The sequence below is a fragment of the Nocardia sp. NPDC004604 genome (assembly GCF_040609795.1).
Lineage (GTDB): Bacteria > Actinomycetota > Actinomycetes > Mycobacteriales > Mycobacteriaceae > Nocardia.
Map to the genome: position 1 here is coordinate 13,669 of NZ_JBEXLC010000040.1, position 14,157 is coordinate 27,825.

Consider the following 14,157-nt stretch of genomic DNA (forward strand, 5'->3'; position numbering starts at 1 on the left):
TGCGATCTGGCAGTGCAGGGTCTTCTCGGCGCCGCCGGGCCGGGCCGGCTGGTGGTGCCACGCATGACTGCCGATGAGGTTCGAAAGGGTTGCCGGACTGGTGAGTTCGCGTATTCGACTGCCGCGGGTCGTCTTTCGGTCAGGGTGAGCAGTGGCGAACGACGCACTGCCCAGGTCATGGGGTGGTCCGGCGATAGTGACCGGTGCGGTAGCGGCCCGGGGTGGTGCCGATGATGTTGGTGAAGGCGGCGATGAAGCTGCTGGGGTTCGCCCATCCGCAGGCATGGGCGGCGTGGGTCGCGTCGTGGCCGTCGGCGAGAAGAACGAGTGCGTGATAGATGCGTAGCTGTGTGCGCCATTCATAGAAGGTCATGCCGAGTTCGTTGTGGAACAGTCGGCTGAGAGTGCGGGCGCTGGCTCCGATCGTCTGCCCGAGTTCGGCCAATGACGTGTTGTCTGCGGGGTTCTGGTACAGCAACTGCGCAATGGCTTGCAACCTGTCATCGCGTGGTTCCGGCAGTTGCAGTGGCTGCTCGTGTGCTTCGTGGAGTTCATCGACAAGGACTCGGCGAAGGCGAGCGAGCGCGGCGCGGTCTTGGTCGCGTGCGGCGCGGTCGTAGTTGCGTGGGCCCGTGAGGGTCAGCAGGATTTCGCGGGCGAGGTCGGAGGTCATGAACACGGCAGGATGGTCTGGTACGAGCCGGGCCAGGGATGCCGGTAAGAAGACGATCCGCATATCGGTCTGGCCGTGCGCACGGTGGTAGTGCATGAATCCGGCGGGAGTCCATGCGACCCGGTTGGCCGGAACGATCGATGTGCCGCGTTCGGTGTGCACCGACAGGACACCACGGGCCGCGTACACCAGGTGTCCACGTGGATGGGAATGCGCCGAACTTGTTCCCCCCGACGGCCATAGATGAACCCCTCCGGAAGGCCATAGTTGGGATGTCCCACCGGGCTGGGGAAGTTGGCGGCCAACGGGCATAAGTTGGCATTCTATCGGTGGTCGGCCACACCGCCTCCGGGCGACAGTGAATGCATGCGCGAAAACGTGTCTACGACAATGCGAGCGGCGGTCTGTGTCCGGGCGGGTGGCCCGGACGTGCTGGAGATCCGCGAGGTGCCGGTGCCAGCGGTTCGGGAGGGCTGGAGCCTGGTGCAGGTGAAGGCCGCGGGCCTGAACCGGTCGGAGCTGAGGACTCGTCAGGGGCATTCCCCGAACGTGCGGTTCCCGCGTGTGCTCGGGATCGAATGCGTGGGAATCGTGGCAGTATCAACCGATCCCACGATCCCTGATGGGACGACCGTTGCGGCGGTGATGGGTGAGATGGGACGGGAGTTCGACGGCGGTTACGCCGAGTATGCGCTGTTGCCGAACTCGCTGCTGATGCCGGTCAGCAGCACGCTGCCCTGGGACGCCTTGGCCGCACTGCCCGAGACGTACTTGACCGCGCGGGGCTCGCTGGACGCGTTGGGGATCGTGCCAAAGGCCGTGGGCCGGTTGCTGATTCGCGGCGGGACCTCGTCTGTGGGGATGGCGGCTGCGTCGATCGCGTCCAGCTACGGTGTCGAGATCGCTGCCACCACTCGGCAGCAGGACAGGTCCGACGCCTTGACCGCGGTCGGCGTCGACCACGTGCTCGTCGATGCCGGTGGACCGCTGACCGCGAGCATGCACTCGGTCTGGCCCGAGGGACCGGACTACGTGCTGGATCTCGTCGGGGCGTGCACGGCGGTGGACTCGCTGCGCCTGGTCCGTCGTGGCGGAACGGTGTGCGTGGCGGGCTCGCTCAGCGGATGGCTGATTCCGGACTTCGAACCGATAGCGATGATCCCGTCCGGAACCAAGTTCACGGCCTTCCACAGCCACAACCTCGAGGGCAGCGCAGGCACTACCGTGTTGCAGCGAATCGTCCACGAGGTCGAGGCAGGCGTCTATCGACCCAACGTCGACCATGTCTTCGGCCTGGACGACATCGTTGCGGCTCACCGGTACATGGAGAGCAACAGAGCCACCGGGAAGCTTGTCGTGGTGCCCTAGCCGCTCATGTTCATGCTCTGCCATCTCATGCACCAGAGAACCGAGACAGGCATGAACAGCTACCCGCTGGCCGCTGGCCGTGCACGTCCGTTGTTGCTGCCACGGCAGGGCGGTCCCAGGGTGTGGTGGAAACATGCGGACAACGCTGGGTGGCGAAAGGTGAATAGCCCGTTGAACTTTCGGCGCTAGTTCGGGTCGGAGTTCTGATCGGTTCGGGGTCGGTGCCGCCCTGGTACGAGCGGGCCATCGCCCGGTGATTTCGCGCTGACCTGCGCAGAGGCGGTGGGTGGCGGTCCGTGGCAGATCTCCACTGGCACAGTCGAAATGGGATTCCCTCGCCAGTGATGGGGGTGGCGCTGGTGTCGGGGTGGCGGAGAATTTGGGTAGGGTTCGGCGGCGCGGGCAGGGGTGAGTGCCGTCGTGACCGGAAAACCGAAGGGACGCCGAGGAGACTGTGGTGGGTGTCGTTACTGTCCGCGAAGAGCAGGCCATCCAGCGGTTGACCGATCGCCTGGTCGACGACTATCCGCCCGATCAGGTCGAGACCGTGGTGGGTACGGCGCGGCAGCGCTTCGAGGGGCATCCGGTGCGGGAATTCGTGCCGATTCTCATCGAGCGGATCGCCCGCAGGGAATTGGCGGCGGCCGTGGCGGGCGAAAGCGCATCCGCAGCGGAGCCTGGAACGGAACCTGTTGCTGTTCAGGGAGATTCGGGGACGCAGGCGCAGGGGATCCGCGCGATCGTGGCCTCGGGTGCGGGCAAGCTCGTCGCCGATAAACGGCTGCTGGCACTCGCCGCCGCCATCGTGGTCCTGGTCCTCGCACTTGTCGTCGGATTCGCCGGGCGGCAGCCCGACGCACCGGCCGCGGCCGGTGCGGCAGCGCCCGGGGTGACCACGGTGCACGGGGTGGTCGGTTCGGAGAAGATGGCGTTCTTCGAGGATCCGCGCGTCGTGGAGGCGCTGGCCCGCAAGGGTGTCAAGGTGGCGGTCGATCCGGCGGGATCGCGGCAGATCGCGACCTCGGTCGACCTCGGGAAGTACGACTTCGCCTTCCCGTCCAGTGCGCCAGCCGCCGATCGGATCCAGCGGGCACGCAATATCAGCACCAAGTACACGCCGTTCTCCTCGCCCATGGCGATCGCGACCTTCCAGCCGATCGCCGACCTGCTGACCGCGGCCGGTGTGCTGCGTCCGGGGCCGGTGCCGACCTTCGATATGGCCCGCTATCTCGAACTCGTGCGCACCGACACAGAGTGGGACAAGCTTCCCGGCAACACCGTGTACCCGGTGCACAAGAACATCCTGGTTTCCACCACCGATCCGCGCACCTCCAACTCCGCGGCCATGTACCTGGCCATTGCCAGCCACGTCGCCAACGACAACACCATCGTGCAGGGTCCGGCCGCTGAGCAGGCCGTGTTGCCCACGGTTTCGCGACTGTTCGTGCGGCAGGGGTACACCGAGAACTCCACCGAGGGCCCGTTCCGCGAATACCTCTCGGCGGGCATGGGTCCGACGCCGATGGTCTGGATCTACGAGGCGCAGTTCGTCGAGGCGACCGTGCGCGGGCAGATCAAGCCGGGCATGGTGCTGACCTACCCGTCCCCGACCGTGCTCTCCCAGCACACCCTGGTGCCGCTGACCGCATCCGGCGACCGCATCGGCCGCCTGCTCGCCACCGACCCGGACCTGCAGCGTTTGGCCGCCGAGCACGGCTTCCGCACCAGCGATCCCACTCAGTTCGCCAAGGTCACCGCCGACAACCACGTCGCGGTGGCCGCCGATCTGATCGACATGATCGACACCCCCACCAACGACACCCTCGAGCACCTGCTCGACGGCGTCACCAAGACCTACAACTAGTCCTGGTCTGTATGCCCTTTGCCAGGGCATTTACCGGCGACCGATATGTCCAGATCATGACCGATTGCCCAGTCGGGGTAATCGGGGGATCGTGGAGAACGAAGGCGACATATCGGATCCGGGAGGTCGAGTAGCGGGGGGCGGGGGATTCGAGTAGCCGGACACTCGTGGCAGTGGGGCGCGCTCGAGCCAGGCTGGGGGTCGGGGATGGAGGAAAGGAGCCTCCTCATGAGTGGGATGTTCACCAAGACGGCCGTGCATGCGGGTCCATGCCGGTCGGCGCCCACGGTGGGTACACACGGGATGGTGGTGTTCGGGACCGGCACCGACTGTTACCTCTCGCATCGGCCGATGATTTTCGCGCCATACGACTTTCAGGTGCTGCTCGATGTCGAACTGGATGAACGCGGCCGCCGGGCGCTCGGCGCCGATCGACGCGCCGGATTTGTCGGCTGCCACGCCTTCGCCCCGGCGGGGCTGTCGCTGGCCGACCTCGGTCCGGACGCGCAACATCCGCGAACTGAGTTCCGGGGCAACCTGATTCGCGGACATCTGGATCGCCGCGGCACGGTGATCGCGCGCGATGTCGACGTGACGGTGCGCAACGTCGTATCCTTCGCCCAGCTCGATCCGCATCCATTGCGCACTGCCGAGCTGCTGACGCATCTGTGCTTCGGGCGGTCGGGCAAGATGTATCTGGCGCACCGGATCGTGCGGCGTCCGAGTTTCGATCAGATCGTCGCGGTCCGGCTCATCCCCGGCACCGTCACCGATCTGCTCGGACTCCCGCTGCCCGATGATGTCAGCGAATTGGAGTTCGAGCGGGCACAGCCGATCATTCTGGGGCAGCGCGATTTCACTGGCCAGCGGTTGCGGGTCGGGGAGGTAGCGGTGGCGGCATTCCACAGGACGGCCTCGGTGGGTGGCGAGCGCGGCTTCCTGGTCGAGATCGCCGTCGAGCGGCAGATCTATCTGGAGGTCGCCGACCTGGCGTGATGTCAATACGCCGGAGGTAGCGGTTCGGGGTGGATCGGATCAGGGTGGGAATCGGCCGATGGGAGGACGACCGGTTCGGTGTGGTCGCTTACCTTCGGATCATGTCCGAATCGGTGCTGTCCGCTCCGGCATCCGGTCGACGGATCGCCGAGCTCGACATCCTGCGGGGATTCGCGCTGTTCGGGATCCTCATCGTGAATGTCAATTTCGCCACGCTGATCTGGTCGTTCGCCGGGACCGACGACGATCCGCGACTCGGCTTCGACGGCACGGCCGACCATATGGTGAACGCGGTGGTGGAGGCGCTGTTCGAGGGCCGGTTCTATCTACTGTTCGCGTTTCTGTTCGGGTATTCGTTCACCCTGCAGATCGCGGCGGCGCAGCGGGCCGGGGTCTCGGCGAATCCGCGGTTGCTGCGTCGATGTGCCGCGCTGATGGTGATCGGGCTGGCGCATGTATTTTTGCTGTGGATCGGGGACATTCTGACGCTGTACGCGTTCCTGTGCCTGATTTTGATTCTGCTGCGGTGGGTGCGGCCGCGGCGCGCGGTGATCGGCGGGGCGGTGCTGTACGGCGTGTGGTCGGTATGGTCGTTTCTGCCGAATTCCGGCGATGTCATTGCGCTTGCTGATCTGCTCGACGTGGTGGCGTTGCGGGAGGGATATACCGGCAGCTTCGGTGACACCTTCGCGATGCAGTTGTCCCAGGCGCCGAGATGGATGGTCCTGATCTGGTTCACTCAGGGCGTTCCGGCGCTCGGATTGTTCCTGATCGGGATGGCGGCAGGTAAACGCAAATTGTTCACCGATCGGGAAACACTGCGCCGCTGGGCACCTCGGGTGTTGGTGGGCGGACTTGCGGTTGGGCTGCCGGTCTCGGCGGTGACCTTCGCGAATGTGATGGATTGGCTCGAGCCGCCGTCGTACTGGGCCGGGATCCAGGAATTGGTGAACCCTTTGATGACCTTCGCGTATATCGCCGGGATCATCATGCTGACCGAATCGGCGCGCACCGCACGGTATCTCGCGCTGCTCGCCCCGGCCGGGCGGATGGCGGCATCGAACTACATTCTGCAGTCGGTGGTGTTGATGGTGATCTACACCGGCTACGGGTTAGCGCTGGCCGATGATGTGCCACCGGCGGGCGTTATCGGGATTGCGCTGGTGACCTATGCGGTGCAGATCGTGCTCAGCGACCGGTGGTTGCGTGGGCATGCGTATGGGCCGGTGGAGTGGGTTTTGCGGGCCGCGACGTATTTGTCGGTTCCGGCCTGGCGTCGGCCGGAATATGCTCCGGCGCAGCGAGATTGAGTATCGCTGAACGACGGCTGGATCCGACACCTGCCTTGTCCTCGGACACGGTCGACACCGGCCGGGATAATGCGGTGGACGGCCCTCGAGGTGGATGTTTATGGTGGTGCGCGCGCCGATCGAGGGAGAAGTCTATGTCTGCTGTTCGGCCACGTGTTCGTGTCGTGCACCTGAATGGTCCGGCATTCCGGGCGCTCGCGGCAGGGGATCTCGCAACGGCGAACAAGGTGAGTCCGGTATCGCTGACAACGTATTTCGTGGATCCGGTTTCGCGGCGGACATGGCAGCGGCGCAGCGAGCAGGCGTTGCGTGATCCGGCCAGTGCGGGTTGGGTCACCGGTGTGATCTGGGATGTGCCCGAGCAACTGGCTGTTGGCATGGCCGGGTTCCACGCGCCGCCCGACTCATCGGGAATGGTAGAGATCGGATACGCCGTTGATCCGGCTCTGCGCCGGCGCGGTTATGCCCGTGCGGCCTTGGAGTGCTTGCTACAGCGTGCCGCGTGGGAACCGGGGGTCCGAATGGTTCGCGTCAGCATCAGCCCCGACAACCTTGCGTCTTCCCGGCTGGCATCGCAATACGGCTTCGTTCAGGTCGGGGAGCAATGGGACGACGAGGATGGCCTCGAAATCATCTATGAGGTCGCCGCATAAAAGCTTTCGAGTCGCTTTGGCTCACCGACACCTTGCGTCCTACCGGTTGAGGGACGCCGTGCAGCGGCGCCCCTCAACTTGAACCACCCTTCAAACACAGCTAGGTCGAATGGTGTTGCCGCCCAACCGATCACGACCGGCCAAAAGCGACGACACAGAAGGGCTGGGTTCAGCGTTCGACGGCGCTGGCCGTCAGCGTTTCGAGCAGGGTGCGGGCGAATTCGGTTGGGGTTTCGCGGACTCCGCTGTGGCCGCCCGGAAATTCGACGAGCGGGTGCTGCAATTCGCTCGCAATGGTTTCGGCGGTGCGGTACGGGAGTTGGCCACGGGTTTCGCGGCCCGCGGCCAGTGCGAGGCGATCCCGGACGACGGCGAGTGCGGCCATATCGGGGCGGTAGGCGGTGACCTGGCGCAGTTCGTGGGCGAACATCACCGCAGTGTTGGCCATGAGACGGCCGAGCATTTCGGCGGTGCGGGCCGGGACCTCCGCCGGATCGGGCAGCGGCTTGGACCTGACACCGACGGCCTGCACGAAGCGCGCGCCAGCGGCGGCGGGGCCCTGCTCGTTGCAGAGTTCGATCACCTCCTCGACCATCGCCCGGTGCGCGTCTGCATCGGGGAGGATCGCGAAGCACGGCGGCTCATGAGCGACCACCAACCGCAGTCGGTCGGGATGGCGGGCGAGCAGGTCCAGTGCCACGACCGCACCACCGCTGATACCGGTGACATAGGCGTATTCGCCTGCGGGCGTGAGGTGTTCGAGCAGGCGATGGGCATCGTCGCTGAATACCTCCATCCGCTGGTCCACGGGTTCGGGATCGTCCAGGACGCTGCGGGAGTAACCGCGCGGATCGGCGGCGACCACGGTGAAGTGCTCGGCGAGGGTATCGGCGACCGGATCGAAGATTCCGGCATCGCCGCCGCTGCCGGGCAGCAGGAGCAGCACCGGGCCGCTGCCCCGCACCTCGTAATACAGGGTGGCGCCCGGCACGGCCAATGTTTCTGTTCTCACTGGGTTTTCGCTTTCTCGTCGGTCGACGGCCAATGGGTGAGAGTGAGGTGCAAAGCGTCGATAATGCGGTCCCAGGAGGCGGTGGCCGGCCGGGAGTGGCCGAACCCGCCGCTCGCCTCCAGGGCGGTGAATCCGTGAAATGTGCTGCGCAACAGGCGAACCGCATCGGTGATATCGGGTTCGCCGAGACCATAGGCGCGCAGCATCCCATAGGTCAGATCGATCGCGCGCCGCCCACCGGCCCATCCGGCGGCCACGCTCGGATCCATCGGCATCTGCGTGGCGGCATAACGGCCCGGATGTGCCAATGCGTAGCCCCGCCACTCGTCGGCGAATGCGGCGAGGGCATCGCGTCCGGCGCGTCCGGCCACCGCCGCGGCGATTCGGCCGGTCTTCTCGTCGGCGGCCAGCATGGCCACCCGATTGCGTAAATCCTCGAGATTCCTGATGTGGGAGTAGAGGCTCGCGTCCTTCACACCGAACTTCCGGGCCAGCGCCGCCACGGTGATGTTGTCGAACCCGACCTCGTCGGCCAGTTCGGCCGCTGCCTGCGTGATCCGCTCGGCAGTGAGTCCGGCACGTGGTGACATAGCCCCTCTCTCTCAAACTAGGATAATTAGGTTATAACCTAAGGTGCCTAGCTTTGGCAATCGTCTACCCATGCGGCGCCCCCCGCTCAACTCGAGCTGGGGCGGAGCGGCCGCCGGAGTTCGGATGCAGCGTTGCGTCGCAGGGGGAGTGCGGCGTCTCGCCGGAGTTGCTGTACAGCGCAGGGGGAGTGCACACGGTGGGTGACACGAGGGTTGCGCGAGAAAGTTGGTGGTTGACCGATTAGTTCGGTGCGGCGGGGCGGTCCACATTCACGAACAACCGTCACTACTGCTCGAGGAGACCTTGATGAACCCGACTTCGACCGCCGCCGCACATACCCTCGACGTGCCCGGGGCGCAGCTGCATTACGAGGTGCGCGGTGAGGGACCGCTGGTCGTGCTGGTCGGCGCACCGATGGACGCGGCGGCCTTCGCTCCGCTGGCCGAGCTGCTGGCTGCCGACCACACCGTCCTCACCACCGACCCGCGCGGGCACCAGGACAGTGTGCTCGACGATCCGGAGCAGGACTCGACTCCGCAGCTGCGCGCCGACGACGTCGCCCGGCTCATTGCCAACCTCGGCATCGGTCCCGCGGTGGTCTTCGGATCCAGCGGCGGCGCCGCGAGTGCGCTAGCACTGGCCGAATCCCGGCCCGACCTGGTCACCACCGTGATCGCCCACGAGCCCCCGCTCGGCGAACTGCTCGACGACCGCGACCGAGTGCGTGCCAACACCGAGGACATGATCGCCACCTACCGCACCGGCGATGTGGTCGGCGCCTGGCGCAAGTTCATGGCCAACGCCAACATCCAGATGCCGGAACCGGTGCTGCAGCAGATGTTCGGCGGCGAGCGCGAACCACGTCAACTCGCCAGCGAGCGCTACTGGTTCGGCCACGAACTCCACGGCACCGTTACCTGGGCGCCGAACAGCGCTGTGCTGCAATCGACTCCGGCTCGCATCATCATCGGTATCGGCGCCGATTCGACCGATCAGCTCTGCGACCGCACGTCCCGCGCCCTCGGCACGGCCATCGGCGTCACGCCGACCATATTCCCGGGCGGACACACCGGATTCGTCGAGGATGCAGCCGCATTCGCCGCTCGGCTCCGTGAGGTGCTCGCGGCAACTTCGTAGGCCAGCTCCGCATCGGGTGCACTCACCGACGGGGCATCTCTTCCCAGCAGCGGTGGGTTGCGCCGTCGATGCCGGATATCGGCGAACTATGGTGAGGCCGTGGTACTCGAGCCGAATGACCAGTTTGCTGGATTTGTTGTGCAGGCCCGGCTCGGCCATGGTGGTAGCAGCGATGTGTATCTGGCCGAGGATCTGGAACAGTCGCGACCGGTATCTCTGAAGGTGCTGGGGCCGGAGGACAGCCGGTCGCCCGAGGCGCGTGCGCGATTCGTGCACGAGTTCGACATTCTGTCGGTACTGCGACATCCCAATATTGTGCGGATGTACACACACGGCGAAACCGACGGCAGGCTGTGGTCGGCGCACGAATACGTCGCGGGCTCGACCGGGTCGGCACTGGTGCGGATGCCGCATCGACGTCCGGACCTGCCGCGGGTGCTGCGCATGCTGACCGATGTCGCGGCGGGACTGGATTTCGTGCACGCCAACGATGTGGTCCATCTCGACGTCAAACCGGCGAATGTGCTGGTCGGTGCGGATGATGCCGCGACGGTAAAACTTTCGGATTTCGATCAGGCCCGCTGGCTGCACCGGCCCGAACCACCGCTGGCCACCAATGGTTTCGTCGTCGTCTCGGTGCCGTTCGCCGCGCCGGAACTGCTGCGGGCGGGTGCGGTGTGCCCAGCGACGGACCAGTACGCACTGGTCTGCTCCGCCATCGAACTGCTCACCGGCCGCCCGCCGTTCCCCCGCGGGAATCTCATGGCCACCGCGGAGGCCCAACTGCACGACCCGCCCCCCGAAATTTCCGCGCGCCAACACTGGATCCCGCCCGAGGTCGACGCGATCCTGCACCGGTCGCTCGAAAAGGACCCCGGTGCCCGCTACACCTCGTGCACCGAACCGATCCGGTTGCTCACCGAGGCGTTACGGGGCGTCGATCCGCCCACCCCTCTACTCGACCGCCTCAATACGGCATTCACCCGATCGCACCTGAGCGCCAGATTCAGACGAAAGGACCCTGCGAAATCCGGTCCGCGATAGGCGAATGTCCTGCGCGCCGACCTGTTCGAAGGTCATGAGCCCGAAAAGATCTCGCGCGCGGCCGACAATGCTTGTTACAGTCGCGGCAGCAGCATTGATCCGGCCATCACCGGGGAGCTTCCGGAAGAACGGGGTCCGCCCCTAGTAGAACCGGACGTCGGCCGCACGTCACAGCGGCGAACGAAGAGGCATCGGTATCGACTGGTGCAAGCGGGGTGGTACCGCGGAGTTCCCTGGCGCCAGGGTGTTTCGTCCCCGCATGAGCAGGCTGTTCTCATGCGGGTTGATGAAACGAGGGATCTGGTTCCATGACGGACGAGGTTGTGGTGTCGCCGTTCGCCGCGTTGCCGACGCGGGTGAACCTGCCGGAGGTCGATGCCAGGATCATCGACTGGTGGTGCGCCAAAGATGTGTTCCGCCGCAGCACCGAACGCACCCGTGAGGCCGCTGGCTGGGTCTTCTACGAGGGCCCGCCGACGGCGAACGGCTCCCCGGGCACCCACCACGTCGAGGCCCGGGTCTTCAAGGACATCTTTCCGCGGTATCGCACGATGAAGGGGTACTCGGTGCCGCGGCAGGCCGGATGGGACTGTCACGGGCTGCCGGTCGAGCTGGCCGTGGAAAAGGAACTCGCGCTGTCGGGCAAACCCGATATCGAGAAAATCGGCATCGACGTGTTCAACGCACGCTGCCGGGAGTCGGTGCTGCGGCACGTCGATGAATTCGAACAGCTCACCCGCCGGATGGGGTACTGGATCGACCTGGATCACCCCTACACCACCATGTCTCCGGAATATGTGGACAGCGTGTGGTGGTCACTGCAGAAGATCCACGGTGACGGCCGACTGGTCGAGGACTTCCGGGTGACTCCGTATTGTCCGCGCTGTGGTACTGCGCTCTCGGATCACGAGGTCGCCCAAGGCTACGAGACCGTCACCGATCCCTCGGTGTACGTGCGGTTTCCGCTGACCGAGCCGCTGGCCGGATACGACGATGTGCACCTGCTGATCTGGACCACGACTCCGTGGACGCTGGTCGCCAACACCGCCGTCGCCGTGCACCCGGACGTCACCTACGTGCTGGCCCGCACCCCCGCCGGTCTGTTCGTGGTGGCCGAATTGCTGATGGCGGCGGTGCTCGGGGACCACGCCGAGCCGCTGTCCCGGTTCACCGGCCGTGAGCTGGCCGGGCTGCGCTATCGACGGCCGTTTGATCTGGTCGAGATCCCCGATGCGCACCGAGTGGTGGTGGCCGACTACGTGACCACCACCGACGGTACCGGGCTGGTACACCAGGCTCCCGCGTTCGGTGCCGACGACCTGGCGGTATGCCGGGCCAATGACCTGCCGGTGGTCAACCCGATCGCCCCCGACGGGAAGTTCCTCGATACCGTCGCGCTGGTCGGGGGACTGTTCTTCAAAGCCGCCGACCAATTCCTCGTCGACGACCTCACCAAGCGCGGACTGCTACTCGATTACCAGCGGTATGAGCACTCCTACCCGCACTGCTGGCGGTGTCACACGCCGCTGATGTACTACGCACAGCCGTCGTGGTACATCCGCACCACCAGCGTCCGGAGCGCGATGCAACGGGAGAACGAACGCACCACCTGGTTCCCCGACCACATCAAGGATGGGCGTTTCGGCGACTGGCTGACCAACAATATCGACTGGGCCGTATCGCGCTCCCGCTATTGGGGAACCCCACTGCCGTTGTGGCGCTGCGACTCCGGGCATATCACCGCGATCGGATCCCGCGCCGAACTCGGTCGACTCGCCGGACGTGATCTATCGGATCTGGATCCGCACCGGCCCTACATCGACGCCGTCACCTTCCCCTGTCCCGACTGCGCCCGGACCGCGACGCGGGTGCCGGAAGTAATCGACGCCTGGTACGACTCCGGCGCGATGCCATTCGCCTCCCTCGGCTACCCGTACACTCCCGGCAGTGTCGAAGCGTTCGCGAAACGCTTTCCCGCGCAATACATCTGCGAGGCGATCGACCAGACCCGCGGCTGGTTCTACACTCTCATGGCCATCGGTACCCTGGTCTTCGACCGCTCCCCATACGAAAACGTGGTGTGCCTTGGGCACATCATGGCCGAAGACGGCCGCAAGATGAGCAAGCACCTGGGCAATATCCTCGCCCCGATCCCGCTGATGGACACCCACGGGGCCGACGCGCTGCGCTGGTTCATGGCCTGCTCCGGCTCCCCATGGTCACCACGCCGCGTCGGCGCGGGCCCGCTCGAGGACATCACCCGGCGCGTGCTGCTGACCTACTGGAACACCGCGGCCTTCTTCACCCTTTACGCCAGCCACACCGACTGGCGACCCGAAACCGCCCGCCCGACAACCGATCGCGCCATCCTCGACCGCTGGATACTCGGCGAACTGCACACCCTCACCAGCGCGGTCGACGAAAAACTCGACGGCTACGACACCGCTGGCGCGGGTCGGCTGCTGGCCGGATTCATCGACGATCTGTCCAACTGGTACGTGCGCCGCAGCCGCTCCCGCTTCTGGGACGGCGAGCAGGATGCGCTGTCGACTCTCTACGAATGCCTGGAGGTACTGACCCGCCTGCTCGCGCCGATCATGCCGTTCATCACCGAGGAGATCTGGCAAACGGTTATCCGCCCCGGCGACCCCGCCGCCGTCGAATCCGTGCACCTCACCGACTGGCCGCTCGCCGACAGCACACTGGTCGACGCCACCCTGTCCGAACAGGTCGCGATCGCTCGCGCTGCGGTCGAGGGCGGGCGCGCCGCCCGCAAAACCAGCGGCATCCGCATCCGGCAGCCGTTGGCTCGGGCATTTCTCGGCCTGCCACCACATGTTCAGCTCCCGCCGGAGCTGATCGAAGTCATCGCCGATGAACTGAACGTCAGAACGATCGATGAGCTCGATACGACCGGTTCCCTGACCGATATCGCGGTGAAACCGAACTTCCGTGCCCTCGGCCAACGCTATGGCAAACAAACCCCCGCCGTCGCCGACGCCATCCGGGCCGCCGAGGCCTCGAACCTGGTCGCGCAACTACGCGAACACGGCACGGCCACCATCGATGACAACGGCGAACCACTCGAGATCACCAGCGACGACGTGTCGATCACCGAAACCCCGCGCAGTGGCTGGATCGTCGAAACCCAGCGCGGAACCACCATTGCCCTCGACACCCACATCACCCCCGAACTCGCTGTGGAGGGCATCGCCCGCGATGTCATCCGCGTCGCCCAGCAAGCCCGCCGCGACGCCGGTCTGGACATCTCCGACCGAATCGCACTGACCATCGCAGCCCCCGACGATGTACTGGACGCGGTGAAGCACCATCGAGAGTTCATCGGCCGCGAAACTCTGGCCAACGACATCATTCTGGTCACCAACCTCACGGACGGTTACCGCGGTACCGCGGGTTCGGCAGAACTCACCGTTCACCTCACCCGAACGAGCTGAGGTTCGCTCACGGCAGCGCAGGGTGAGGGTGTCTGGAGAACCAGAACACCGCCG

At 65.7% G+C, this 14,157-nt stretch carries 11 protein-coding genes; 8 read left to right on the forward strand and 3 right to left on the reverse strand.

The features are described 5' to 3' along the window. Positions 1 to 175: 175 nt before the first annotated feature. The gene (locus tag ABZW16_RS16635) at positions 176 to 862 is read right to left on the reverse strand and encodes an AraC family transcriptional regulator (RefSeq protein ID WP_354956655.1); all 687 of its coding nucleotides are present in this window, start codon (positions 860 to 862) and stop codon (positions 176 to 178) included. A gap of 177 nt (positions 863 to 1,039) precedes the next feature. Here ABZW16_RS16635 and ABZW16_RS16640 point away from each other — a divergent pair, with 177 nt between their 5' ends. From ABZW16_RS16640 to ABZW16_RS16660, 5 genes are all read left to right on the forward strand, one after another. Further along, positions 1,040 to 2,041, forward strand: a complete 1,002-nt coding sequence (locus ABZW16_RS16640) for a zinc-binding dehydrogenase (RefSeq protein ID WP_354956657.1) — start codon at positions 1,040 to 1,042, stop codon at positions 2,039 to 2,041. A 457-nt stretch (positions 2,042 to 2,498) separates the two neighbouring features. Beyond that, positions 2,499 to 3,905 (forward strand): three-helix bundle dimerization domain-containing protein, encoded by a 1,407-nt coding sequence (locus ABZW16_RS16645; protein ID WP_354956659.1) that lies wholly within the window; start codon positions 2,499 to 2,501, stop codon positions 3,903 to 3,905. 228 nt (positions 3,906 to 4,133) lie between these two features. Beyond that, positions 4,134 to 4,901, forward strand: a complete 768-nt coding sequence (locus ABZW16_RS16650; protein ID WP_354956661.1) for a hypothetical protein — start codon at positions 4,134 to 4,136, stop codon at positions 4,899 to 4,901. Positions 4,902 to 5,002: 101 nt separating this feature from the next. Beyond that, entirely contained in the window at positions 5,003 to 6,211 is a 1,209-nt protein-coding gene (locus ABZW16_RS16655; RefSeq protein ID WP_354956663.1) for a DUF418 domain-containing protein, read from the forward strand. Positions 6,212 to 6,345: 134 nt separating this feature from the next. Beyond that, on the forward strand, positions 6,346 to 6,864 hold the full coding sequence (locus ABZW16_RS16660; RefSeq protein WP_354956665.1) for a GNAT family N-acetyltransferase: 519 nt from the start codon (positions 6,346 to 6,348) through the stop codon (positions 6,862 to 6,864). Between the two features lie 169 nt (positions 6,865 to 7,033). On the opposite strand, the gene ABZW16_RS16665 is transcribed toward ABZW16_RS16660, so the two are convergent. Continuing rightward, positions 7,034 to 7,876 (reverse strand): alpha/beta hydrolase, encoded by an 843-nt coding sequence (locus ABZW16_RS16665; RefSeq protein ID WP_354956667.1) that lies wholly within the window; start codon positions 7,874 to 7,876, stop codon positions 7,034 to 7,036. Continuing rightward, positions 7,873 to 8,466 carry a WHG domain-containing protein gene (locus tag ABZW16_RS16670; RefSeq protein ID WP_354956669.1) on the reverse strand — a complete coding sequence of 198 codons (594 nt, stop codon included), beginning with the start codon at positions 8,464 to 8,466 and terminating at the stop codon, positions 7,873 to 7,875. Before ABZW16_RS16670 ends, ABZW16_RS16665 begins: the two co-directional genes overlap by 4 nt. Positions 8,467 to 8,773: 307 nt before the next feature. On the opposite strand from ABZW16_RS16670, the gene ABZW16_RS16675 reads away from it, so the two are divergent. The 3 genes from ABZW16_RS16675 to ileS all read left to right on the forward strand — a co-directional run bounded on the left by ABZW16_RS16675 (position 8,774) and on the right by ileS (position 14,103). Next, a complete protein-coding gene (locus ABZW16_RS16675; protein ID WP_354956671.1) occupies positions 8,774 to 9,604 on the forward strand; it encodes an alpha/beta hydrolase in 831 nt (276 codons plus the stop codon). A gap of 99 nt (positions 9,605 to 9,703) precedes the next feature. Further along, entirely contained in the window at positions 9,704 to 10,648 is a 945-nt protein-coding gene (locus ABZW16_RS16680; protein ID WP_354956673.1) for a serine/threonine-protein kinase, read from the forward strand. 308 nt (positions 10,649 to 10,956) lie between these two features. Then, positions 10,957 to 14,103 carry an isoleucine--tRNA ligase gene (gene ileS / locus ABZW16_RS16685; RefSeq protein ID WP_354956675.1) on the forward strand — a complete coding sequence of 1,049 codons (3,147 nt, stop codon included), beginning with the start codon at positions 10,957 to 10,959 and terminating at the stop codon, positions 14,101 to 14,103. Positions 14,104 to 14,157 lie beyond the last annotated feature (54 nt).

What these genes read in the sequence shown, in the direction of transcription:
- ABZW16_RS16660 (WP_354956665.1), top strand. Translation starts at nt 6,346, where the DNA reads ATGTCTGCTGTTCGGCCACGTGTTCGTGTCGTGCACCTGAATGGTCCG.
- ileS (WP_354956675.1), top strand. Translation starts at nt 10,957, where the DNA reads ATGACGGACGAGGTTGTGGTGTCGCCGTTCGCCGCGTTGCCGACGCGG.
- ABZW16_RS16655 (WP_354956663.1), top strand. Translation starts at nt 5,003, where the DNA reads ATGTCCGAATCGGTGCTGTCCGCTCCGGCATCCGGTCGACGGATCGCC.
- ABZW16_RS16650 (WP_354956661.1), top strand. Translation starts at nt 4,134, where the DNA reads ATGAGTGGGATGTTCACCAAGACGGCCGTGCATGCGGGTCCATGCCGG.
- ABZW16_RS16670 (WP_354956669.1), bottom strand. Translation starts at nt 8,466, where the DNA reads ATGTCACCACGTGCCGGACTCACTGCCGAGCGGATCACGCAGGCAGCG.
- ABZW16_RS16640 (WP_354956657.1), top strand. Translation starts at nt 1,040, where the DNA reads ATGCGCGAAAACGTGTCTACGACAATGCGAGCGGCGGTCTGTGTCCGG.
- ABZW16_RS16675 (WP_354956671.1), top strand. Translation starts at nt 8,774, where the DNA reads ATGAACCCGACTTCGACCGCCGCCGCACATACCCTCGACGTGCCCGGG.